Here is a 24436-nt window from a genome sequence, read left to right as displayed (position 1 = left end):
ATTTTATGCTCAAGCTTCTACTTTCAGCTTTTTGACTAATGACAAATGACTAATGACAAATAATATGTACGATTTTGCGATTGTCGGCGGTGGCATAGTAGGTTTATCAACAGCGATGGCCTTGGGTAAACGCTATCCACAAGCACGCATTTTAGTATTAGAAAAAGAAAGTAACTGGGCATTTCACCAAACTGGCAATAATAGTGGGGTAATTCACTCTGGCATTTACTACAAACCAGGGAGTTTTAAAGCTAAATTTTGCCGTGATGGTAGTCGCTCGATGGTGGAATTCTGCCAAGAGCATGAAATTGACCATGAAATCTGCGGTAAAGTTATTGTTGCTACCGATGAACAAGAAATACCACGGTTAGAAAATCTCTATCAACGTGGTTTAGAAAATAACTTAAAAGTCCAGAAAATCAGCCCAGAAGAGGTAAAAGAAATTGAACCTCATGTAAGCTGTGTGGCAGGTATTCGGGTATTTTCAACTGGTATTGTTAATTACAAGCAAGTTTGTTTAAAATACGCCCAATTAATTCAAAATCAAGGTGGAGATTTACGCCTCAATACCAAAGTATTGAAAATCTCTGCGAGTGGGAAAAATCAAGTATTGGAAACCAATCAAGGCAACTTTGAAACGAAATTTATCATCAATTGTGCCGGATTGCATAGCGATCGCATTGCTAAGTTAGGTGGAGTCGAACCCAAAGCGAAAATCGTACCTTTCCGGGGCGAATATTACGAACTCACCCCAGAAAAGCGGTATCTGGTAAAAACCCTAATTTATCCAGTACCAAACCCTGATTTTCCCTTCCTGGGCGTTCACTTTACCAAAATGATTGATGGTACAGTTCATGCTGGCCCCAACGCCGTTCTCAGCCTCAAGCGCGAAGGTTACAAAAAAACCGACTTCGACTTGCGGGACTTTGCAGAAGTCATGACTTACCCCGGTTTCTGGAAACTTGCAGCTAAACACGCTGACGAAGGTATCCAAGAAATCATTCGTTCCTTTAGCAAAGCAGCATTTGTCAAAAGTTTGCAAAAACTGATTCCCGAAGTTCAAGCCGAAGATTTAGTTCCCACCCATGCGGGAGTCCGCGCCCAAGCTTTAATGGATGATGGCAAACTAGTAGACGACTTTTTGATCATTCCTGGTCAAAACTCCATTCATGTGTGCAATGCACCTTCGCCCGCAGCCACATCTTCTTTAGAAATTGGCAAAGCGATCGCTTCTCAAGTTCCCCAACAATCCCATCTTGAAACTGTAATTGTTGCATAAGCATTGGGAGTTGGGAGTGGCGTAAGTATCCCAGAGTGCCAGAAAATGCGTCAAAGTCCCCCTTTTTAAGGGGGATTTAGGGGGATCTCAAATGTCTTACTAGCAAATAGAGGGCTTTTAAAACATTTTCTGACTCCTGAATTTTTACCTCAAAACTTTTAAAGGAATTTCCACAAATGAAAATATTAGTAACCGGAACAGAAGGCTACTTAGGTTCTTTATTGCCTCCTCTGTTAATTGAACGTGGCCATGAAGTCATCGGTGTTGATACAGGCTTTTATAAAGTTGGTTGGCTATACAACGGTACAGAAATTACCGCTAAAACCCTCAACAAAGATATCCGCCACATCACCCCAGAAGATTTAGAAGGTGTAGAAGCAATTGTTCACATGGCGGAACTTTCCAACGACCCCACTGGACAACTAGCACCCAATATTACCTACGAAATCAATCATTTAGGTTCTGTACGCCTTGCTAATTTAGCTAAAACAATGGGTATCCGACGCTTCGTCTATATGTCTTCGTGTAGTGTTTATGGTGTTGCTACAGAAGGCGATGTGACAGAAGAATCTCCCATCAATCCCCAAACTGCTTATGCAGAATGTAAAACCCTCGTTGAACGGGATGTTAGACCCCTGGCAGATGATGATTTTTCCCCAACATTCATGCGAAACGCCACAGCTTTTGGCGCTTCTCCTAGAATGCGGTTTGACATTGTATTAAACAACCTCGCTGGTTTAGCTTGGACAAGTAAAGAAATTAAAATGATCAGCGATGGTACACCTTGGCGGCCATTAGTCCACGCATTAGATATTTGTAAAGCCATTATCTGTGCCTTAGAAGCACCACGCGACCTTGTACATAATCAAATCTTCAATGTTGGTGATACCAGTAATAACTATCGCGTCAAAGAAATTGCCGAAATTATTGCTGATGCTTTCCCCGGCTGTAAACTAAGCTTTGGTCAAAATGGCGCAGATAACCGCAGTTATCGCGTATCCTTCGATAAAATTAACAGCATTCTCCCTGGTTTTAAATGTGATTGGAATGCTCAATTAGGCGCACAACAATTATTTAACTTATTCAGTCAAATTGATATGACTGAAGACACCTTCTTATTTAGAGGTTTTACTCGCTTAAAGCAGCTAGAGTATCTCATCCGTACCGAACAAATTGACAAAGATTTCTTCTGGACTAAAAAGTAAATCCCAGTCTTAACAAAGTTATATCCCCGACTTCTTAAAGAAGTCGGGGATATAAAAATTACTTAAGAAGTAAAAAGTAATTACCGTAAATTAATTTAGGGATTTTTAACCATTGTTTATTCTCTTGTTTTTGCCATTTAACTTTTTACTTTTGCCTTCTTAAGCCAATATTAACAATACTAAATTTCATCCTGTAATATATCTTAGCAAAAAAATGAATAAGTTGCTCACCATTGCAATTCCTACTTATAATCGTGCCGCACTGTTAGAACAACAACTATCTTGGTTAGCTAAATCCCTGCCAGGATTTGAATCTGAGTGTGAAATTATTATTTCTGATAATTGTTCTACAGATCACACTCAAGAAATCATTAAAAAATGGCAACCAATCTTTAGTGAAACTACATTTAAATATTATAGAAATCAAGAGAATATAGGTTTAATGCCTAACATCGCTGCCTGCATTCAAGCTGCTAGTGGTAAATATGTTTGGACAGTTGGCGATGATGACCCAATTCAAGATAATGCTCTAGCTTTTTTGTTAAAAACTATCAAGCAAAATCCTGAGACAGCACTGATTTTTTTGAATTGCTATGGCAGGGATAAGTTAACAAATGAAATTACTGTAAAACGCTGGTTTAACAGTGATAGTGATGCACCAATGACTAATGGCAAAGCGGCTTTACAACATTATCTCAAAGAAAGCTTTGGCGGCGTAATTTTTATGACTGCAACAGTTTATCAAACAGCATTAGTACAACGCGCTCTGCAACAGTGGCAATCTGCTTGTAAAAATTTGGCATCCCAAGCATATTGGACAGGATTTTGTGCCAGCAATGGCAGTGTGATTGTCACTAAAGATAATTATTTGGAATGTACAATGCACGCGAGTTATTTGGAGCAAGACCCAAAATGGTCATTCATGATGAGGTTTGTTTATATACCGGAAGTTTATGCCAAACTTTTAGAAATTGGCTATTCTAAAACATTTTGTCTGCAAATGATTTTGCAGAATATCGTTACTAAAAGTGACTGGATAATTTTCTTGGGAGCTTTAAGAAGATGGCCAGGTTTAGCCATAAACATTATTATTTCATATCTAGTTTTAGTCATTGCATCTATACGTAAGTCATTTTTACCCGCAAAAGCACTAAAAGTTAGTTAATAAACCTGAAAAATTTCTCCATTTATGAATAAATTACTCACCATTGCCATTCCTACATATAATCGGGCTGAATTACTAGATAAACAGTTATCATGGCTCGGAAAAGCAATTCAAGGTTTTGAATCTGAATGTGAAATTTTAGTTTCTGATAACTGTTCTACAGATCATACTCAGGCTGTGATTCAGAAATGGCAAGCAAAACTGAGTAATATCACCTTTAGGTCAAATAGAAATCCTGAAAACTTAGGCGTAATGCGGAATATTATGTATTGCCTAAGTTCTGTGACAACCAAGTATGTTTGGACAATTGGAGATGATGATCCAATTCAAGATAGAGCTATTCCTTATGTAATTCATAAGCTCAAAGAACATGAAGATTTAGGATTATTATTTCTCAATTTTTCTGGAAGAAATAAAATTACCAACGAACCAGTTCATCCCCCCACAATTGTGGGAAATCGCTGGTTTGATGCTGATGCAGAAGATGGTCGTGGAGATAGTAAAGCGATATTTGAACATTGCTTTGCGAAAAGCGTTGGCGCAGTTATTTTTCTCACAGCTAGTATTTACCGCGCTGACTTTATAAAACGTGCCTTACAAATTTGGCCGGATGCTGCAAGTAATTGGATTTCTTTAGCATATTTGGCTGGCTATTGCGCTGGACACGGTAAGATAATCGTCACTAAAGAAACTTATTTAGAATGTATTGTGGGTGTGAGTTATTGGCAAAAAGAGCCAAAATCAGCCTTATTAATGCAGTATAAACATATTCCCGAAGTCATTTTGAAACTAGAGGAATGTGGCTATTCTAAGCAATTTTGCAGACGGATGCTATTACAAAATGGCAAAGAAGTTAATTTAAAAGTTTTCTTGGGAGCTTTAAGAAGATGGCCTGTATCTGCCATTAAAGTAGCGGTTCCGTTTGTTGCTTTAGTTAGTCTTTCGGTGTTTGATGTGATGGCGTTGGGAGACTTGAAACTTGCCGAAGCTCACGAACCAACTCCCCAAGAAGTACGATGTGCAAATAACAGGCGATCGCAACCAAAATCTATTATCAAAACAAAATAATCTACCTATGCTAAATATACTTCAAGACAAGATAGAAGCAATAAACTCAGAGTTAGCTTATAGAATCAAACTCTGGCAGTATACTCCAAATTTGCCAACCCTAGACCCAGGCGATCGCTTAATCGTTAATACCCTCAAACGCGAAGGTATTTACATAACAACACTCGCTGATTTGGGATTAGCCACTACACCACAATTACTCGAAGCTGCTAATAGCTTATTACCAAATATTGGTACTGATAACTATACAGCTTCTGCTCAAAATCCTCCAGAAATTTACACAGTTACCCATTTGCCTAACTTTTATAACTGGGGAAAGGAAACAAGGCTGTTAAATATTCTGGAAAATTATATTGGTCTTCCTGTTGCCTATCATGGTGTACAAGTACGTAAAGACTTTGTAAATACTAGTCAATTCAGCACCATGCTATGGCACAGAGATTCAGAAGATCGCCGGATTATTAAAATTATCATTTACTTAAATGATGTAGAAGAAAAAAACGGCCCTTTTGAATATGTACCAGCATCGTTTACTTCTATCTCTAATCTTAATTTCTATCGCCTGTATTCCAAAATTTATAACACAGGCATTGACGATGAAACCTTAGACAAAATTGTGCCTAAATCAGCGTGGAAGTCATGTCCAGGTAAAGCCGGTACCGTCATTATTGTTGATACCCAGCGACTTTTACATCATGGAACTGTACGCACTCAAGAGCGTTCCACACTATTTTTTGTCTACACTGCTAACCCACCTAAACGACCAGGACTTTGTACTCAATACTGGGATGATACTTATCCTAAACCAGAAACACTCCAGAAAATCTAAGGATTCAGAATACGGAATTTAGGAGTCAGAGTTGAATCAAGTTTGACAATTAATACATAGAAACTTACAAAATTTCTATCTAGCAGAATTCTGACTCCTGAATTCTGGTTTCTAAAGCTTATTAACGTAATCACAGTAAATTAATGGGGTATTTGTGCCATGCTGAATACACTAAAAGGCAAAATGGCAACACTCAACTCAGAGTTAGCTTATAGAATGAGAATCTGGCAGCATACAGCCAAACTGCCGGCATTAGAATCAAGCGATCGCTTGATTGTCGAAACCCTCAAACGAGAAGGTGCTTATGTAACCACACTCGCCGATTTAGGCTTACCATCCACCCCAGAAATGCTACAAGCTGCTAATCAACAATTAAGCAGAATGGCAGATGTTCATAACGCTCATTTGAATAAGCGACTACCACAAATTTATACAGTCACAGATTTACCAGAATTTTATCAATGGGGAAGTAATAACAGACTATTAAAGATAATTGAAAATTATTTAGGTTTAACCGTTGCTTTTCACGGTGTACATTTACGCAAAGACTTTCCAAATGAACATCAATTCGGCACATTATTATGGCATAAAGATTCCGAAGACCGCAAAATGGTTAAGGTAATTATTTATCTCCATGATGTTGAGAAACAGCACGGGCCGTTTGAGTATATTCCTTTATCTTTAACATCATATCCGCACTTAAATTCCTATCGAATTGACCACAAGTTGCGTCAGTCTGGTTACTTAGGAATTAACGATGAACAAGTAGAAAAAATTATTCCCAAATCAGCTTGGCAATCTTGTATGGGGAAAGCCGGTACAGTACTCATTGCAGATCCCAGAACTGCTTTACATCACGGTACCATCCGCACCGAAGCAAGGTCAGCACTATTTTTTGTTTATACAACTAATCCACCCAAACGACCAGAACTTTGCACTCAATATTGGGATGACACTTTTCCGAAACCAGAAATACTGCAAGAAATTGCTTAGTGATACATAGTATCACTCTAGTAATTGAGGAAATAAATTCCCAACTGTTGACTGACAATTTTCGACATCATAAGCTCATGCTAAAAAAAATTAAATACAAAATATTTTCCCTATACTCCGACTTGGTTTTTAACCTCAAACGTTGGCGACATACTAAAAATTTACCAGTATTAGAATCACGCGATCGCATCATTGTCGAGACTCTCAAACGAGATGGTGTTTATGCGACAACTTTGGCAGATTTGGGTTTAGATTTTAGTGCTGAACTACTCCAAGCTGCTAATTATCAATTGTCGCGGATACGAAAGCCCAACAATGAAAATTTAGCCGAAAAATGGCCGCACATTACCACAGTGACGGCTTTACCAGAATTTTCTCAATGGGCAACGCAAAAAAGATTGCTAAATATAATTGAAAATTATATTGGCCTACCTATCACTTTTCATGGTGTACACTTACGCCAAGATTTCCCTAGTGATCATCAATTCGGCACTTTATTATGGCATAGCGATGCTGAAGACCGACGCTTAATCAAAATCTTTGTTTGCTTGCATGATGTAGAAGAAAAAACTGGCCCTTTTCAATACATTCCCCGTTCTTTAACACATTTATTTAGTCTGAAATCTTGGTGGCTTTACTACCAGCTTTTAAAGTCAAACTATATGGGGATTGATGATGAAATTGTCAAAAAAGTCATACCTCAATCAGCTTGGAAATCTTGTCCAGGGCCAGCAGGTACAATCATTTTTGTAGATACTAAAAATACTTTACATCACGGAACTGTACGCAGCGAAACACGCTCAACCCTGTTCTTTTGCTACACAGCTAACCCTCCTGAAAGACCAGACCTGTGTACACAATTTTGGGATGATACCCATCCCAGAGCTGAAGTGACTGTACCTGAATCAGAAAAAGTTCTGGTTTCACAAATTAAGTAAGAGTTTATAACTCAGTATTCAGAAGCGATGCCCTGAGCTTGTCGAAGGGTGAGTATTTAAAATATATCTAGGATAATTGATATTTATATTCATGAATTTTTCCTGATTTTTTAAGTATTTTGAGTACTGATTTATAGCTCCCAAATTCTGAAACAATCAAACATTAATATTGAGGTAATTCATGATTTTCACCGCTACAAGTCTTCAAGATGCTTACATTATTGACTTAGAAGCCAAAAATGATCATCGCGGTTTTTTTGCTAGATATTTTTGCGCTCAAGAATTTGAAGCCCACGGATTAAAACCAGTAGTATCTCAATGTAATTTATCTTATAACTATAAAAAAGGTACTCTGCGGGGAATGCACTATCAACTGCACCCCGCAGCCGAAACAAAATTAGTGCGCTGTACTCAAGGGGCAATTTATGACGTAATTATTGATATGCGTCCTAATTCACCAACATTTTTACAGCATATTGGTGTGGAATTAACCGCCGAAAATCGTCGGGCTTTATATGTTCCTGAAATGTTTGCTCATGGTTATCAAGCACTGACCGATGATGCAGAAGTTATCTATCAAGTTGGTGAGTTTTATACACCAGGATATGAGCGTGGCTTACGCTACAATGACCCATTTTTCAACATTGAATGGCCTGTAGAAGTCACAGAAATTTCTGAAAAAGATTTGAATTGGCCATTGTTGAGTATGATGCGTGTTGGAGAAGCTGAAGCTGTTTCGGCAAATGTATAAGGGCAGAAGGCAGTGGTTCGACTTCGCTCACCAAGCAGGCAGGAGGCAGAAGGGAAGTTTTCAAAATTCTGCTAGGCTTCTGTCAGTGTTAGCTGCCTAATTGATTAACAGTAATTCTGAATATATAACAAATAGCAATCAGAGGGATTTCATGATTATTATTGATAATGCTTTAAAAGCTCGTGCTGCTGCTGGTAATCCCATCAAAGTGGGAATGATTGGTGCTGGCTTTATGGGGCGAGGAATTGCTAATCAAATTATTAATTCTGTTCCGGGAATGGAGTTAGTTGCTATCTTCAACCGCAGTATTGATGGAGCCAAAAGAGCTTATACAGAAGCTGGTATTGCAGATGTGCAAGTGGTGAACACTGTCAGCGATTTAGAAGATGCGATCGCCAGTGGCAAATATACAATCACCGACGATGCTAAAATCATCTGTCAAGCCGAGAGCATTGAAGCAATTATTGAAGTAACTGGCGCAGTTGAATTTGGCGCTCATATCGTTATGGAAGCGATCGCCCATCGCAAGCATGTCATTATGATGAATGCTGAACTCGATGGTACTGTCGGCCCCATCCTGAAAGTTTACGCCGACAAAGCAGGCGTTATCCTCAGTGCTTGCGATGGCGACCAACCAGGGGTAGAAATGAATCTGTACCGCTTCGTGCAGAGCATTGGTTTAACACCATTACTGTGCGGTAACATCAAAGGCTTGCAAGACCCCTATCGCAACCCCACCACCCAAGAAGGCTTTGCTAAACGTTGGGGACAAAAAGCCCACATGGTAACAAGCTTTGCTGATGGTAGCAAAATTTCCTTTGAGCAGGCGATCGTCGCTAATGCTACTGGAATGCAAGTCGCTAAACGGGGAATGCTGGGCTATGACTTCACAGGTCATGTTGATGAAATGACCAATATGTATGACATTGACCAACTCAAAGAATTAGGCGGTATCGTCGATTATGTAGTTGGTGCTAAACCAGGCCCCGGTGTATTTGTCTTCGCTACCCACGACGACCCCAAACAACGCCACTACCTCAACCTCTACAAATTAGGTGAAGGGCCTCTCTATAGCTTCTATACTCCTTATCACCTCTGTCATTTTGAAGTTCCCTTATCAGTGGCTCGTGCTGTCTTATTCCATGATGCAGTCATGGCTCCAATTAATAAACCAATGGTCGATGTAGTCACAACGGCCAAAATCGATTTGAAAGCTGGCGAAACTCTCGACGGCATTGGTTACTATATGACCTACGGTCAATGTGAAAATTCACCCATCGTTCAAGCACAAAAACTTCTACCAATGGGTTTAGCTGAAGGCTGTCGCTTAAAACGAGATATTCCCCGCGATCAAGTGCTGACTTATGACGATGTAGAGTTACCCGAAGGTAGACTTTGTGACCAATTACGCGCAGAACAAAATGCTTATTTTGCTTCTGAAAAAGTTCTCGTAGCTGTTGGGTAATCCCATTTTGAATTTTAGATTGTAGAAGTGAGTAGAGACGTTGTATACAACGTCTTTACAATAAATCTAAGTAGGTGGACACAATTATTTAGAAGACGCATTTCGACTTCTCCCCAAGGGAGACGCTACGCGAACGCTCAATGCTCGATCCTTGAGAAGACGAGGGTTGAGCGCAGCGATGCACTGAGCTTGTCGAAGTGTCGAAACCCGGCAACTTCAAGTTAGGTTTAATTTAGTCCTTCTACTTATTTCTCACAATCATTATTCAATGTGGTGTAAGATTTGGCGTAAGAATTCAGCACTCAGGAGTCAGAAGTCAGAATTTAGAGGTATCTATTTGTAGATTAGCAAATTGACTCATCAAATATTTCTCCTTATTCTTTAACTCTTCTGGCTCCTGGATTCTGACTCCTGAATTCTTACGGTTTGGCTTTATCTAATTCTGACTCCTGAGTTCTGACATTAAATTTAATCATTCGTGAGTAACCAGATCCCCGACTTCTTAAAGAAGTCGGGGATCTGAGTCTAGCAATTTTTCCAATTCGGTCTTTATTCTATCTCTAAAGAAATATTTTTGCTGAATAATGAATTTTGATCAGAAGTAACTATTATAAATAATTGAAGCAACTAAAAAAATCAGATAAATATTGCCAAAAAGTATTCTATTGAACCAATGAATTGGTTATAAAATTTTATAGTTCTAAACACTAAAGTTTTAACAGTAATTAATTAAATTACTTGTCTAATAAAATTTGGTAGCAGGTTGAATTAAATTTATGAAAATTGCTCTTGTCCATGATTATTTAACACAGCGTGGAGGGGCAGAGCGCGTATTTGAATTATTATGTAGGCGCTACCCCACAGCCGATGTTTTTACTTCGTTGTATGACCCACAAAAAACTATTGATTTAGGTGAGCGGATAGTCAATACAACTTTTTTACAAAAAATTCCGGGTGCAGCCAAATATTTTAGAATGATGGCACCCTTTTACTTTCCTGCTTTTCGGGCTTTGGATTTGCAAGACTACGATTTAATTATTAGCAGTAGCACTAGTTTTGCCAAAGCTGTACGCAAAAGACCTGATGCTCACCATGTTTGTTTTTGTCATAATGTCACCCGTTTTTTGTGGGATACAGAAACATATTTACGTGAGTATGGAGATTATCGATATTTCGCGCCGTTAATTGAACAAATTTTTCAATTGATGCGGAATGTAGACTTGAAATATGCTCAGGAACCTGACCTATATATTGCCAATTCCAGCGTTGTTGCTAAGAGAATTCAACAGATTTATGGTAAACCCGCAATTGTAGTTAACTATCCAATTGATACCAGTAAGTTTGTTTATTCTGATACCAAAGAAGATTATTATTTAGCATCTGCACGGATGATCAGTTATAAGCGGCTAGATATAATCATCGAAGCTTTTAATTGGTTGGGGTGGCGATTATTAATCTCAGGTGACGGCCCAGAACAAGCACGCCTCAAAGCCAAGGCATTAAATAATATTGAATTTTTAGGTCATGTTAGCGATCGCAAACGTAAAGATTTGTTTGCAAAAGCCAAATCAGTGATTGTTGCAGCCTTAGAAGATTATGGATTAGTTCCTGTAGAAGCTAATGCTAGTGGTACACCAGTTATTGCCTATGGTGCTGGTGGTGTTTTAGATACCCAAATTCACGGCGAAACTGGAGTCTTTTTTAAACGACAATCACCAGACTCTCTACAAGCTGCATTACTAGAGTCCGGACGCATCACTTGGAATTATGAAAATATTCGTAATCATGCAGTGAACAATTTCTCAGAACCAGTATTTTTTAGGAAGGTTGAGCAACTTATTGATCAAACTTGTATGTAGAAGAATTCAGAAGTAAGAAGTCAGAATCAATTAGTGCGTGATTTATACCCGCAGCTAATGGAAAACCTCTCAATTTTCAATTTAGAGGTAGTTTTAAAACCGTTTATTCATCCACGAGTCGCACAGAATTTATACTTAGTTCTGGCTCTTGACTCCTGAATTCTATTCTAATTATTCATCTGGCTTGTTAGTTGTTCGTGTAGCGTCTCGCAGAGAAGGATAATAAAAGTGGTTCAAACTAGTCTTAATCCCAGTGTAAATAAAATTACTGATACAGAGCCGGGTTATGGACAACTATTAGCAGTTTTTATTCGTAGGTTTCCTTGGTTTGTCGCAGTATTCGTAGCTTCAATTGCGATGGCAGCAATTATGACTGCTAAGACTAAACCTACTTACAAAAGCTCAATGCAACTGTTAGTAGAACCTAACTATCAAGGTAAACAAGAAGCAGGTGGAGTTGAAAATCAGTTTACTGAATCAAATGTAGAAATAGATACAGGCACTCAGCTAAATCTCATGCAGAGTTCAGGGCTGATTCAAAAGGCAGTGGATAAACTGCGTAAAGAATATCCAGACATCACTGTAGGTGAGATTAAAGGCGCTTTAGCTTTAAATCAACTCAAAACCAAAGAAGATAATATCGCCACCAAAATTTTCCAAGTAGACTACACCGACAGAGACCCCATCAAAACCCAAAAAGTTTTAACTGCTGTTCGGGAAGTTTATGTGGAATACAACAAACAACAACAAGATTCTAGGCTGCAAAAAGGTCTACAAGTTATCCGGGAACAGTTGAGTAAGGCCAGTGAAGAAGTCAATGCGGCTGAGTCTAACCTCCAAAGATTCCGTCGTAACCAAAATTTAATCGACCCGGTAGCTCAAGCCAAAGCTTTGGAAGATGCACTGAATAATGTTGAGCAAGAACGTCGTACAACTCGCGCTCAATATCAAGAAGCTATAGCACGACAGAAATCTTTAGAAGAACAATTGAACCGTTCTCCCCAAAATGCCCTCGTTGCTTCCCGGTTGAGCCAATCTACACGTTACCAAGGCTTACTCAATGAAATTCAAAGAACAGAATTAGCTTTAGCTCAAGAACGTTTGCGCTTTACTGATGAAACTCCCAATGTACAGAAGCTACAAGAGCAGTTAGGTAGTCAAAAAGCATTATTAGAACAAGAAGTAGGCAGAACTCTAGGCGGAAGATCATCTGGTGTAGTTGGTTCTAGAGACTCGCTGTTAGAACAAGGACAGTTTGGCCAAATTGATTTGAACTTGGCGAGTGAACTAGTAGAAACTCAAACAACAATAGTTGCATTGAGCGCCCGTGATCAAACTTTGGCGCAAAAAGAAACTCAATTACGTTTTGAAATCAAACGCTTCCCGCCTTTGTTGGCTTATTACAATCGCATCCAACCACAGTTGGTATTTAGCCGCGAAAGATTTGAGCAGTTGTTAAGAGCCGAACAACAACTGCGCCAAGAATTAGCTAAAGGTGGATTTAATTGGGAAGTTGTAGAAGAACCCCATGTAGGTGTGCAGTTAGGCCCCAACTTGCAACAAAACCTTTTATTAGGTGCTGTGGTGGGGTTAATGTTGGGCGGAATTGCAGCTTTCTTACGCGAGGCTTCTGATGATGCGGTACATACAACGGCTGAGTTAGAAAAGCAAGTTGCTTTACCTTTGTTGGGAACAACGCCAAAATTACCCCCCGCTAAAGCCAGAGATTCAATTATCAAGTTACCCTTTGGGAAGCCAGAAACCCCTGCACCTTGGACAATTCAGGTGTTACAGTCGCCTCCACGTTGGGAATCTCTAGACTTAATTTACAAAAACATTGAACTGCTCAATACTGTATCTAGTTTGAAGTCTTTGATGATTACTTCAGCTTTACCTGATGAAGCTAAATCAGGTATGGCTTTGGGTTTGGCGATGAGTGCGGCTCGCTTACACAAACGAGTGCTGTTGATTGATGCTAACTTACGCAATCCCAGTCTGCACGAACAGCTAAATTTGCCTAATGAGCAAGGACTTTCGACTTTACTGGGTAGCGAGATTACTTTACCGAATCAGATTGGCATTCAATCTTTAGGTTCAGCTTATATTGATATTTTGACGGCTGGGCCAAAACCGACTGATCCCGCCCATTTGTTGAGTTCTCCGCGCATGATGCAACTGATGAGAACCTTTGAAGAAAATTATGATTTGGTACTGATAGACGCGCCGCCTGTATTGGGTTTGGTAGATGCAATGTTAACAGCATCGTCCTGTCGGAGTGTGGTGTTAGTGGCTAGTATGGGTGTGGTGACTCGTAACCAACTTGCTCAAGCTACAGGAATGTTGAGTCGGTTAAATCTGATTGGGGTAGTGGCTAATGGTGTTTCTAGCTCAGATAGCAGTTTTGTCCATTATCCCAAAGAATACCGTTTGGCTTTGAAACAAGCGGTAGAAAAATAGTACAACTTGGAAGTTTATAGATATGTGCGATCGCATCCTCCCCAAGAGCGATCGCACATATTTTTTATGTCCTGGAAAAAATAGATCCCCGACTTATTCAAGAAATCGGGGATCTAAGTTTTTTATTTTTAATGTCTTGATTAAACATTTTAATTGTCAAAATTAAATCCTATTTACTAGATAAAAAATCAGTATATTTATCTCAGCTTTATAATTATGATGATTAAGTCTCATGATTTTAAAGACTAAATAAAGAATTTGCTTCCGTATATAGTCAATTCTACAGACTCTTATATCCTAGAGATTAAAGCCCCTTCCAAGCAGCTAAAAGAAAACAGTGGACTAGTTTTTCTCAACTGAGAAAATCAATAACAAAGGTAGATAAAGTTCAACATAGTTCTCATCTATAACCTAAAGGAATATTGGATGATTTGCCTCTACATCTATCCAATATTTCTTTTACTCACAAAATACCAAGTTTACCTGCAAGTTTTCCCTAAATATTGATTGGTATATCAGTTCCATTTGATATGTAAACAACAGAGACAAGGGAGAGCCACTGCGTTGGGCGGCTCTGCCGACTCCCTCAGTGGCGTGACAAGGAAGACAGGGTAGACAAGGGAGAAAGAAGTTTATAAATCATTTAGGATTGCTATATTCAGAATATTCATCAGCATCAACAACAAGTTTGCTCCCATCAAATTTAGCAATCATACTGAATTACTTCTGACTCCTGGGTACTGAATTCTTACTAATCATTCATCTACTAATTTTGAGAGCAAGACAAGATTCAGATCAAAGTCTTTGGCATGAATCGCCTTCGAGATCAGCAACTTACTATCGTACTAATCCAAAGACACATGACTAGCTCATTAGTTCGTACTCCACAGACTGTTGATAGTGTAACTCTACAACCTGCAACCGAACCTACCCTATACTGCACACTACAATGGCGGCGGGATAAATTGTTAGTGAAATCTCCCGGTAAATTTAAACAGCCATATTTGCCAGCTTTAGAAAACCAGCAATTATTAATCGATTGCTTAAAACATTCTCCTGTAAATTTGGTGAGCATAGACCCTCAAATTGGTGAGACTTGGGTAAAGTTTTGGGCAGATGCTTGTAAAAAATCTCATAAGCCCATGTTTCTTTACGGATCTTCAGAAAATTTACTGTTTAAACAAAATAGTAAACCTTGGGGATGGTTCCTGCGACTGATTGATTGGATAGCAGCTTTATTTCTGCTGCTATTACTAAGTCCAGCTATGTTGGGATTAGTAATGTTGTTGCAAATTACCTCACCTGACTCTCTATTTTCTACTGAGTGGTATGTAGGAGAACGAGGTAGGCTTTTCCAAGCTATTAAATTCTCCACGACAAGCAAACCTAAGCTTACACCCTTAACTCTTTGGATGCGTAAATCTGGTCTAGAAAACTTACCACAGTTATTCAATGTACTGCGGGGTGATATGGGTTTTATTGGGTCTCGCTCTTGGACTTTAGCAACAGCAATAAGATTAAGTTCAGAAGCTCAAATTTCCCTGAATCAATTACCTGTGATGACAAAATCTTGGTCAGCCCAGGCGGAATCAAACTTAATAATTCATAATTCATAATTATTAACTGCCGTCTTCTCTATCTAGCTAACAACCTCTACAAACAGTGCGGTAATTGATCACATCATTTGCCGCACTTAGACTAGAGCTAAATATCATAGAGCATCTGTAGCCACCTGTAGGAATTAGAAAACATTTATTCGCAAACTCATGCTTGTTAAACTAAACCAACAATTAAATAATATATTTAAAGCTACTACATTTTGGCAAAATAACTATTTAATATTGCGAGAATTTAAACATTTCCGCAAGGTTGCTATATTTGCTTTAGTCTTCTCTTTTATAGCGGCAACATTTGAAGGTTTTAGTATTGGGTTTTTGCTGTCATTTTTGCAAAACTTAACTGACCCCAATGCAAAACCAATTCAAACTGGTGTCGAGTGGTTTGATACTTGGATTTTAGCTGCAAATAGTTCGGCAATTAATCGGTTATATCGGATATCTTTGCTGATTTTACTCAGTACTTGGTTCCGGGCTGGTTTCAATTATTTAGCGCAAGTCTATACAGAAAGTACTCAGCTATATTTAGCAGATCGCCTGCGGAAGCAGATTTTTGAACAGTTACAAAGTTTGCCCCTCAGTTACTTCGCAAAAACTCGCTCTGGGGAACTGATTAATACAATTACCACAGAAATTGAGCGCATCAAACAGTGGTTTAGTGGTACGGCATTTTTAATGACGAGAACTATCACCGCTACTGTCTACTTTATCTCGATGTTTTTGCTATCTTGGCAGTTATCGATTGCATCTTTATTACTATTTACCTTGGCTGGTGTCGGCTTATCAACTCTCAATGCGCGTGCGCGAGAAAGTAGTTTTAGTACTTCTATTGCTAACGGTCATTTTACTTCCACAGCCATAGAATTTATTAACGGGATTCGTACAGTTCAGGCATTTGGGACGCAAAATTTTGAACGTCAGCGTTTTTATCAGGCTAGTGATAATGTACTTAAAAGTTCCAAAAAAGTTATCTTAATTTGGGCAATGGTGAGACCATTAGCAGAAAGTATCGCTAGTACAATTCTCATCGGGATGATCATTTTTGCTTTTACAGTTTTTGTTGTGAATGGCACACTGCAAGTTGCGTCTTTACTAACATTTTTCTTTGTGCTGTTTCGGGTAGTGCCGATTGTGCAGGATATTAATGGTACGAGAGCGCATTTGAGTACCTTAGCAGGTGCAGCCGACAATATTAAAGATTTAATGAGGACTGATGATAAAACCTATTTACAGAATGGCAAACTTCAATTTATTGGGTTAAAACATTCAATTGATGTTGTGTCTGTAGATTTTGGTTATGACCCCAATTATTTAGTATTAAATAATGTCACACTCAGTATTGAAAAAGGCAAAACCACAGCCTTAGTAGGAGCCACGGGTGCTGGTAAAAGTACCTTAATTGATTTAATTCCGAGATTTTACGACCCCACAGAAGGTCATGTGATGATTGATGGAGTTGATATCCAAAGATTTGATATCAATTCATTACGGCAAAAAATTGCCGTTGTTAGTCAAGATACATTTATCTTCAATACTTCTGTTTGGCAAAATATTGCTTATGGGACAACAGGCGCGACAGCCGCAGATATTCGAGAAGCAGCGCGGTTAGCCAACGCTGTAGAATTTATCGAAGAAATGCCAGAAGGCTTTGACACCAAATTAGGAGATAGAGGCGTAAGATTATCTGGTGGACAACGCCAACGAATTGCGATCGCGCGGGCTTTGTTACGCGACCCAGAAATTTTGATATTAGATGAAGCTACGAGTGCGTTAGATTCTGTGACTGAACGCTTGATTCAAGAATCCATCGAAAAGCTATCTGTAGGTCGGACGGTAATTGCGATCGCCCATCGTCTTTCTACTATCGCCAACGCCGATAAAGTTGTTGTTTTAGAACAAGGACGCATCGTCGAACAAGGTAAATATCAAGAACTCTTAGAGCTAAAAGGTAAGCTTTGGGAATATCACAAAACTCAGTATGAAATGGGACAAGCAGGGTAAGAATTAGGGGCTAGATGCTAGAGGCTAGTTAACTCACTAAATCTCATTTTCAAAAGCTTTAGTCCCTAGTCCCTAGCCTCTGTTATTTATGTGCGGTTAATTATTCTTCTAATATTTTGAGGTTAAATAAATGGTAAATATTGGCTACCATGCTGCTAGAATGCAAGGTAGATTTATCCGTAACATCTACACCAAGTTTATTAATATAATTAGCACTTTACCAATCAAGCAAACTCGCCAGATTGATATCACAGTTTATTCGCTTTCTTGCGAGCGTGATTTACCAGAACAAGTCGCTAGTATTCGTTCATTTATTCGGAATATTGGTATACCAAAAAGATTTATTGTTATTTCTGATGGTAGTTATAGCGACTCTAGCTGTAAATTACTTTGTCGGATTCATCCTTGTGTAGATGTTGTCCCTGTCACGAAACTCATTCGGGATGATTTACCTCAATGTGTTACTAATTATGCTCAAATTCATCCATTAGGTAAAAAGTTAGCTGCATTGATGTCAATTCCGGTAAACGGTACAACTATTTATACAGATTCCGATATTTTATTCTTTCCTGGTGGTGTAGATTTAGATAACTTCACTAAGGTAGCTGATAAATCTTGCTATTATCTTCCTGATTGTTCTGCTTCTTTAGATGAACGACTGATCTATGATGAAAACGAAAAATTGCAGCCAGTTAATGCTGGATTTCTTTTATTTAACCATCAATTAGATTGGAGTTGGGCAATTGAACGGTTGGCAAAATTGCCAGATCAGCCTATCTATTTTACAGAACAAACAATTGCCCATTTAACAATGCACCATAATCATGCTAAACCTTTCTGTTCGCAAAAATATATTTTGAATGTAGAAGACCAATTCATTTATCCAGATAAATTTGCCAGTCCAAAGATTGCCATGAGGCATTATGTCAATGATGTTAGACATAAATTGTGGTTAAATGTCGGTTTGTGAAAGGAAACAAGGAATAAGCAACAGGTAAAATTCAAACTTTATCCTGGCTTTTTCTAAATAAAACATTACATAAATCCAGATATTTTTCTTTTCTATCCCCGATTTCCGATTACCAGTAAAATGAGCAAAAATGTAACCCATACAGAGATGATTTACCACTGCACAAACACTAATATTAACGGAGGAGGGGGAATTGAAACTTATGTGGCTTCTTTAGCACTTTCACAAATTTCAGAATCTTGTGATATCTCCAAACAAGCAACAGTACATCAACATATTCTCAAGTCGATTAAGACAGAGGATCAAAAGCAATTTAAATTACTACACCTTCACGACCCAGAATTTTTAGCGGATTTACGCGAAGAATGTCCAGCTATTTTTACCCTGCACAATCATTGTAGTTACTGTCCGAGTGGAACCAAATATTTAGCAGACCGAGGTAAAATTTGCGATCGCGTGATGAATCCTTTAGGCTGTGCTTGGGGTCATGTAGTTGATGGTTGTGGTAGTCGGCGACCACACAGAATTTTGGGTAATTGGTGGAATGCTTACAATCCCTTAAATACCCTGAAAAAATTGAAAATCCCTGTAATAGCTAATAGTGAATATGTTCGTCAGCAAATCATTAGTGCGGGAATATCACCAGAACGAGTGATTACACTACGTTGCGGTGTGCAGTTACCCAAGGTGGAGACAGAACCTCTGAGTCGGACAATTTATCAAAATCAGCACATTCTTTTTGTTGGTCGGATAGTTCCCGATAAAGGTTTAGAGTGGCTACTTAAAGCCTTAAGCAAAACTGAAAAACATATCCATTTAGATATTGCTGGTGATGGTTGGGATAAAGCCAATATGGAAAAATTAGCCGATGATTTGGGTCTAGGCGATCGCATTACTTGGCATGGTTGGTGTAATTCTGAACAATTAGAAACTTTATATCAACAGTGTTTGGCGGTGATTTTTCCTAGTCTTTGGCCAGAACCTGCGGGTTTAGTCACCTTAGAAGCTTATGCGCGTTATCGTCCAGTAATTGCCAGTGCTGTCGGGGGCATTCCTGAACATATAAAAGATGGCAAAACTGGGCTTTTAGTTTCACCTAATAATACTGCACAATTAGCGGCGGCAATTAATGAATTGGCAACCAATTATGCCAAAGCGAAAACAATGGGTGAAAAAGGACAAGCTTGGTATCAAGAAGAATTTACGATTGATGTTCATGTTCAGCGTTTAAATCAAATTTATGCCCAGACTATTGCTGAATTTCATACTTTGATGAAAGTAGAAAATACGAAATTTAGCAATCATCAATGGGGTTTTTAGAAAATAACTAGGGATGCTTAGTCTCCAGATAAATCTATTAAAAAAGATAACGATTTAATTGTATGTCTAGCAGTATTGAATTAACAGAACCATTAGTTAGTGTTGTTATTCCTACTTACAATCGCCCAGAGTATTTAAAGCAGGCGATCGCCAGTGCTGTCAACCAGACATTTAAAAATATTGAAATTATTGTTTGTGACAACTGTAGTGATGTCAGTCCTCAACCAATAGTCGAAGCTTTTAAAGATGAAAGAATTCGGTTTTGCCGCAATTCACATAACATTGGGATGGTTGCCAATATTATTAACGGTTTTGTCATCGCTAAAGGTAAATATGTGGCCAGCCTCCATGATGATGATATGTGGGAACCTGATTTTTTAGCCAAGCTTGTTCCCCCTCTAGAAGCTAATTCTGATTTGGCTTTAGCTTTTTGTGATCATTACGTGATTAAAGCTGATGGGCAGATAGATGATAAACTGACTCAAGAGTGTTCCAAGACATGGAAACGAGCTGATTTAACAGCAGGAATTCATCAGCCTTTTTATAAAATTGCTATCGAAAATATGTCTGTAGCTACTGCCAATGCTGCTGTTATTCGTAAAGATGTTGTAGATTGGCAAGCATTTCCTTTAGAGGTGGGTGGCTTTTACGATTTGTATATCAATTATCTCTGTTCTCGCTCTGGTTTAGGCGCTTACTATACTCCAGAAAAACTCACTCGTTACCGTGAACATGAGTTAACAGATACATTAACAGATAATGCTCAAATTAATATCCGTAAGGCAAAAAATCACATTTTCTGTTATGAACATTTTATGCAAGATACCAGATTAAAAGAGTTATATCCACATTTTCAGCAGAGATTAATCGAAGCTAATCAATATCTAGGTATGAGTTTATTAAAAGCTGGACAGCCAGAATCAGCACGCCCTCATTTTTGGTATGTCTGGCAAAAGAAAAAGCTGAGTGTAAGAGCGATCGCAGCATTGCTATTCAGTTTTATCTACAGCTTATTAATCAATACATTTATCAGTGTGAAGGGATATGTTACAGCAGAACGTAAAGCAACCTCTGGTTAGTGTTGTTATCCCAACTTACAATCGACCAGATTATTTAAAGCAAGCGATCGCCAGTGCAGTTAACCAAACTTATCAGAATCTTGAAATCATCGTTTCTGATAATTGTAGTGACGAAAGCCCCCAAGGAATTATCGAATCTTTTGATGATTCACGCATTAGATTTTGGCAACATCCTGAAAATGTGGGGATGTTGTCTAATCAAATGAATGCTTTCAAAATGGCACAAGGTAAATATGTTGCCAGTCTCCATGATGATGATATGTGGCACGAAGATTTTTTAGCGAAACTTGTGCCAATACTGGAAGCTCATTCTAATGTGATTTTGGCTTTTTCTGACCAATATATTATTGATAGTGACAGTAATATCAATCATCTTGGTACAGAAGCAAATACACGCGGTTTCAAAAGAGATATTTTAGCCCCAGGTATTCATACATTTTTCGCTAAAATTGGTTTAATTGATAAAAGTATCCCCACGGCTGCTGCTTGTGTAATTCGTAATGGTGTCATTGATTGGGATAGCATTCCGCAAGAAGTCGGCGGGATGTGGGATTTATATCTAACTTATCTCTGCTGCATTTCGGGTTATGGTGCGTACTATTATCCCGAAAGATTAACTTATTATCGCGCCCATGAACTCACCGATACAATGTTAAGTGGGAGTAGAAATGCTAACGCCAAAATTCGCAAAGCCCAAAGCGAAATCTTTTGCTACAAAGCATTCATGGAAGATGGCAGATTGCAAGAATTTCATGAGTATTTTCAAGCGAAATGGTTAGAATCACATACCACTTTAGGCATTGGTTTACTGCGGAATCATCAAACAACAGCAGCACGTCCTTACTTATTCCAAGCATTTAAAAGACAAAAATTGAACCCCAGAACTTTAGCAGCACTGATACTTAGTTTTACTCCGCAACCATTAGCTAATCAATTTCTCACAGTCAGTAGAACAACATGAATATTTATCGTTATTCTAACTATCCCCTTTAATCCCCCCTTAGAAATGGCTAAGGTATGCACACAAGTCTAATTACCCCCCTTAATCCCCCGCCAGATGTTTCAAGTCGGCAGAGCCGCCCAAAGCACTGGCTCCCCTTGGAAAGGGGGGAAATAAGCAAATCTAGTTCCCTCCCCTTTCCAAGGGGAGGGTTAGGGTGGGGTAATTCCAAGACTTGTAATAGTTATATAACTTGTGTGTACACCACAGCCTTTCATAAGGAAAGGGTTAGGAGGAGTAAAACTTTTCTCTTCTTTATACTTATGAAAATCAATGAAACTTTGCATTGTTACCCACAAACTTAAAAAAGGTGATGGACAAGGAAGAGTCAACTATGAAGTTGCTCAAGAAGCGATTCTTCGTGGTCATCAATTAACATTATTAGCTAGTGAAATATCACCAGAACTTACCCAAAATAATCAAGTTAATTGGGTACAAATTCCTGTTGATGGTTATCCGAGCGAGTTTATTCGGAATTTTATCTTTGCTTATAAAAGTGCGTCTTGGTTACAAAAAAATCGTTCAGAAATCGATTTATTAAAAATCAATGGCGCAATTACCAATGTGGCAGCAGATGTGAATGCTGTACATTTTGTGCATAGTTCTTGGTTGCGATCGCCTGTACATATTTCCCGCGTTCGCCGCGATGCTTACGGTTTTTATCAATGGCTGTACACCGCCTTAAATGCCCGTTGGGAAAAACAAGCTTTTCAACGGGCTAAAGTCGTGGTTGCCGTCTCTGAGAAAGTTGCCCAAGAGTTAATTAACATTGGCGTACCACGCGATCGCATCCGAGTCATCGTCAATGGTGTCGATTTGCAAGAGTTTATCCCTGGTATTGCTTCTCGCCAAAAATTAAACTTACCAGAGAATGTAAATTTAGGATTATTTGCCGGAGACATCCGTACACCACGGAAGAATTTAGATAGCGTCTTACAGGCCTTAGTGAAAGTACCTGATTTACACCTAGCCGTAGTCGGGAGTACTGATGGTAGTCCCTTTCCACAGTTAGCCGCCGATTTAGGCATTAGCGAACGGGTACATTTTCTCGGTTATCGCCGGGATATTGCCGAAATCATGCGGGCGGTAGATTTATTTGTCTTCCCCTCCCGTTATGAAGCTTGCACCTTGGTCTTGTTAGAAGCCCTCGCCTCTGGGTTGCCTGTCATTACCGCTACAGCTACCGGTGGGGCAGAGTTAGTCACACCTGAATGTGGAATTGTTTTACCAGATTCAGATGATGTGGAAGCCTTAGCTGCTGCTTTGTCATCTTTAGCCAGCGATCGCACCTTGATACAACAAATGGGTCAAGCCGCCCGCGCCGTCGCCCAACAACACAGTTGGTCAACAATGGCCCAAACCTATATGGATCTATTTGAGGAGTTACAACAGCATGAAGAACACAGTTCTCATCCCGACCTATCGCCGTCCTCTGGATCTATCTCGTTGCCTTTCGGCACTGCAAGCGCAAACTAAACCCGTTGATCAAGTCATCGTCGTTGTGCGGGATACAGATACCCAAACTTGGCAATTTCTCCAAGCCTTTCCCGCCCATCATTTACCTTTACAAATCGTCACCGTCGCCATTCCTGGAGTAGTCGCCGCCCTCAACGCTGGACTTGCAGCCGTTGAGGGAGATGTTTTATCTATTACTGATGATGACGCTGCACCTCATCCTGATTGGTTAGAGAAAATTAACGCCCACTTACTCGCAGATGCCAAAATAGGCGGTGTTGGTGGGCGTGATTGGATACATTATGGTGACAAAATTGAAGATGAATCTCGCGCTGTGGTGGGTGAATTGCAGTGGTTTGGGCGTGTAATTGGCAACCATCATCTTGGAGTCGGCGCAGCTCGTCCAGTCGATGTCCTCAAAGGTGTGAACATGAGTTTCCGTACTCAGGCGATCGCCAATTTACGTTTTGACGAAAGAATGCGAGGTTCAGGCGCACAGGTACATTTTGAAATGGCATTCACCCTCGCTTTAAAACGTGCTGGTTGGCAGATCATTTATGACCCACAAGTTGCAGTAGACCACTATCCCGCCCAGCGATTTGACGAAGACCAACGCAATAATTTTAATGCGATCGCGCAAATTAACTTAGTTCATAACGAAACTTTAGTATTACTCGAACATTTATCACCCCTACGTCGCCTCATCTTCTTGCTGTGGGCAGTTTTCATTGGTACTAGAGATTGTTTTGGTTGCCTGCAATGGCTAAGATTCTTCCCCAGCCAAGGCCGACTCGCCACCCGCAAACTTTTAGCCTCCTGGCGCGGTCGCTGGCAAGGATGGCAGACATGGCAAGTTACAGGTGACAGGTTAGAGGTGACAGGTTACAGGGGTGCAGCACTTCGACTGCGCTCAGTGACCGGGGTGCAGGGGGAGCCAAAGAACTAATGACCAATAACCAATGACAAATGACCAATGACAAATAACA

At 39.3% G+C, this 24436-nt stretch carries 19 protein-coding genes; all 19 read left to right on the top strand.

Annotation, left to right across the window (positions count from 1 at the left end; translation table 11 throughout):
• Window positions 1-64: 64 nt before the first annotated feature.
• Window positions 65-1279, top strand: coding sequence for an L-2-hydroxyglutarate oxidase (gene lhgO / locus H6G77_RS06600; RefSeq protein WP_190590726.1), 1215 nt, complete (start codon window positions 65-67; stop codon window positions 1277-1279).
• A 176-nt stretch (window positions 1280-1455) separates the two neighbouring features.
• On the top strand, window positions 1456-2484 hold the full coding sequence (locus tag H6G77_RS06595) for an SDR family oxidoreductase (protein ID WP_190670406.1): 1029 nt from the start codon (window positions 1456-1458) through the stop codon (window positions 2482-2484).
• A 214-nt stretch (window positions 2485-2698) separates the two neighbouring features.
• Complete coding sequence (locus tag H6G77_RS06590; protein WP_190871147.1) at window positions 2699-3649, top strand: glycosyltransferase family 2 protein; 951 nt, start codon at window positions 2699-2701, stop codon at window positions 3647-3649.
• Window positions 3650-3673: 24 nt separating this feature from the next.
• Window positions 3674-4717 carry a glycosyltransferase family 2 protein gene (locus H6G77_RS06585; protein ID WP_190871146.1) on the top strand — a complete coding sequence of 348 codons (1044 nt, stop codon included), beginning with the start codon at window positions 3674-3676 and terminating at the stop codon, window positions 4715-4717.
• A gap of 7 nt (window positions 4718-4724) precedes the next feature.
• The gene (locus H6G77_RS06580) at window positions 4725-5546 is read left to right on the top strand and encodes a phytanoyl-CoA dioxygenase family protein (protein WP_190871145.1); all 822 of its coding nucleotides are present in this window, start codon (window positions 4725-4727) and stop codon (window positions 5544-5546) included.
• A gap of 159 nt (window positions 5547-5705) precedes the next feature.
• Window positions 5706-6539 carry a phytanoyl-CoA dioxygenase family protein gene (locus H6G77_RS06575; RefSeq protein ID WP_190871144.1) on the top strand — a complete coding sequence of 278 codons (834 nt, stop codon included), beginning with the start codon at window positions 5706-5708 and terminating at the stop codon, window positions 6537-6539.
• A gap of 77 nt (window positions 6540-6616) precedes the next feature.
• Window positions 6617-7477, top strand: coding sequence for a phytanoyl-CoA dioxygenase (locus H6G77_RS06570; RefSeq protein ID WP_190871143.1), 861 nt, complete (start codon window positions 6617-6619; stop codon window positions 7475-7477).
• 181 nt (window positions 7478-7658) lie between these two features.
• Window positions 7659-8228 carry a dTDP-4-dehydrorhamnose 3,5-epimerase gene (rfbC, locus tag H6G77_RS06565; RefSeq protein ID WP_190590687.1) on the top strand — a complete coding sequence of 190 codons (570 nt, stop codon included), beginning with the start codon at window positions 7659-7661 and terminating at the stop codon, window positions 8226-8228.
• A 151-nt stretch (window positions 8229-8379) separates the two neighbouring features.
• Window positions 8380-9693, top strand: coding sequence for an NAD(P)H-dependent oxidoreductase (locus tag H6G77_RS06560; RefSeq protein WP_190590688.1), 1314 nt, complete (start codon window positions 8380-8382; stop codon window positions 9691-9693).
• A 776-nt stretch (window positions 9694-10469) separates the two neighbouring features.
• Window positions 10470-11552, top strand: coding sequence for a glycosyltransferase (locus H6G77_RS06555; RefSeq protein WP_190590689.1), 1083 nt, complete (start codon window positions 10470-10472; stop codon window positions 11550-11552).
• 228 nt (window positions 11553-11780) lie between these two features.
• Window positions 11781-14009: a polysaccharide biosynthesis tyrosine autokinase gene (locus H6G77_RS06550; protein ID WP_190590690.1), complete on the top strand. Its 2229-nt coding sequence runs from the start codon at window positions 11781-11783 to the stop codon at window positions 14007-14009.
• An 860-nt stretch (window positions 14010-14869) separates the two neighbouring features.
• Window positions 14870-15625, top strand: coding sequence for a heterocyst development glycosyltransferase HepC (gene hepC, locus H6G77_RS06545; protein ID WP_190871142.1), 756 nt, complete (start codon window positions 14870-14872; stop codon window positions 15623-15625).
• A 150-nt stretch (window positions 15626-15775) separates the two neighbouring features.
• Window positions 15776-17626, top strand: coding sequence for a heterocyst formation ABC transporter subunit HepA (hepA, locus tag H6G77_RS06540; RefSeq protein WP_190871141.1), 1851 nt, complete (start codon window positions 15776-15778; stop codon window positions 17624-17626).
• A 130-nt stretch (window positions 17627-17756) separates the two neighbouring features.
• The gene (locus tag H6G77_RS06535; protein ID WP_190590693.1) at window positions 17757-18596 is read left to right on the top strand and encodes a hypothetical protein; all 840 of its coding nucleotides are present in this window, start codon (window positions 17757-17759) and stop codon (window positions 18594-18596) included.
• Between the two features lie 120 nt (window positions 18597-18716).
• A complete protein-coding gene (locus H6G77_RS06530) occupies window positions 18717-19916 on the top strand; it encodes a glycosyltransferase family 4 protein (protein WP_190590694.1) in 1200 nt (399 codons plus the stop codon).
• Between the two features lie 62 nt (window positions 19917-19978).
• Window positions 19979-20995 carry a glycosyltransferase family 2 protein gene (locus H6G77_RS06525; protein WP_190871140.1) on the top strand — a complete coding sequence of 339 codons (1017 nt, stop codon included), beginning with the start codon at window positions 19979-19981 and terminating at the stop codon, window positions 20993-20995.
• Entirely contained in the window at window positions 20961-21956 is a 996-nt protein-coding gene (locus H6G77_RS06520; RefSeq protein ID WP_190871139.1) for a glycosyltransferase family 2 protein, read from the top strand. Before H6G77_RS06525 ends, H6G77_RS06520 begins: the two co-directional genes overlap by 35 nt.
• A 312-nt stretch (window positions 21957-22268) precedes the next feature.
• Window positions 22269-23471 (top strand): glycosyltransferase family 4 protein, encoded by a 1203-nt coding sequence (locus H6G77_RS06515; RefSeq protein WP_190871138.1) that lies wholly within the window; start codon window positions 22269-22271, stop codon window positions 23469-23471.
• On the top strand, window positions 23389-24396 hold the full coding sequence (locus H6G77_RS06510; protein WP_190871137.1) for a glycosyltransferase family 2 protein: 1008 nt from the start codon (window positions 23389-23391) through the stop codon (window positions 24394-24396). The genes H6G77_RS06515 and H6G77_RS06510 overlap by 83 nt, the downstream gene beginning before the upstream one ends.
• Window positions 24397-24436 lie beyond the last annotated feature (40 nt).

It is taken from the genome of Aulosira sp. FACHB-615 (assembly GCF_014698045.1).
Taxonomy (GTDB): domain Bacteria; phylum Cyanobacteriota; class Cyanobacteriia; order Cyanobacteriales; family Nostocaceae; genus Nostoc_B.
The sequence above is the reverse complement of the archived record's forward strand: the minus strand, read 5'-3'. Positions and strand labels throughout refer to the sequence as shown.

Coding starts and splice junctions, on each gene's coding strand:
- H6G77_RS06535 (WP_190590693.1), top strand. CDS start 17,757: ATGGTAAATATTGGCTACCATGCTGCTAGAATGCAAGGTAGATTTATC.
- H6G77_RS06590 (WP_190871147.1), top strand. CDS start 2,699: ATGAATAAGTTGCTCACCATTGCAATTCCTACTTATAATCGTGCCGCA.
- hepC (WP_190871142.1), top strand. CDS start 14,870: ATGACTAGCTCATTAGTTCGTACTCCACAGACTGTTGATAGTGTAACT.
- H6G77_RS06580 (WP_190871145.1), top strand. CDS start 4,725: ATGCTAAATATACTTCAAGACAAGATAGAAGCAATAAACTCAGAGTTA.
- H6G77_RS06570 (WP_190871143.1), top strand. CDS start 6,617: ATGCTAAAAAAAATTAAATACAAAATATTTTCCCTATACTCCGACTTG.
- hepA (WP_190871141.1), top strand. CDS start 15,776: ATGCTTGTTAAACTAAACCAACAATTAAATAATATATTTAAAGCTACT.
- H6G77_RS06515 (WP_190871138.1), top strand. CDS start 22,269: ATGAAACTTTGCATTGTTACCCACAAACTTAAAAAAGGTGATGGACAA.
- H6G77_RS06560 (WP_190590688.1), top strand. CDS start 8,380: ATGATTATTATTGATAATGCTTTAAAAGCTCGTGCTGCTGCTGGTAAT.
- H6G77_RS06585 (WP_190871146.1), top strand. CDS start 3,674: ATGAATAAATTACTCACCATTGCCATTCCTACATATAATCGGGCTGAA.
- lhgO (WP_190590726.1), top strand. CDS start 65: ATGTACGATTTTGCGATTGTCGGCGGTGGCATAGTAGGTTTATCAACA.
- H6G77_RS06555 (WP_190590689.1), top strand. CDS start 10,470: ATGAAAATTGCTCTTGTCCATGATTATTTAACACAGCGTGGAGGGGCA.
- H6G77_RS06595 (WP_190670406.1), top strand. CDS start 1,456: ATGAAAATATTAGTAACCGGAACAGAAGGCTACTTAGGTTCTTTATTG.
- rfbC (WP_190590687.1), top strand. CDS start 7,659: ATGATTTTCACCGCTACAAGTCTTCAAGATGCTTACATTATTGACTTA.
- H6G77_RS06575 (WP_190871144.1), top strand. CDS start 5,706: ATGCTGAATACACTAAAAGGCAAAATGGCAACACTCAACTCAGAGTTA.
- H6G77_RS06530 (WP_190590694.1), top strand. CDS start 18,717: ATGAGCAAAAATGTAACCCATACAGAGATGATTTACCACTGCACAAAC.
- H6G77_RS06520 (WP_190871139.1), top strand. CDS start 20,961: ATGTTACAGCAGAACGTAAAGCAACCTCTGGTTAGTGTTGTTATCCCA.
- H6G77_RS06525 (WP_190871140.1), top strand. CDS start 19,979: ATGTCTAGCAGTATTGAATTAACAGAACCATTAGTTAGTGTTGTTATT.
- H6G77_RS06510 (WP_190871137.1), top strand. CDS start 23,389: ATGAAGAACACAGTTCTCATCCCGACCTATCGCCGTCCTCTGGATCTA.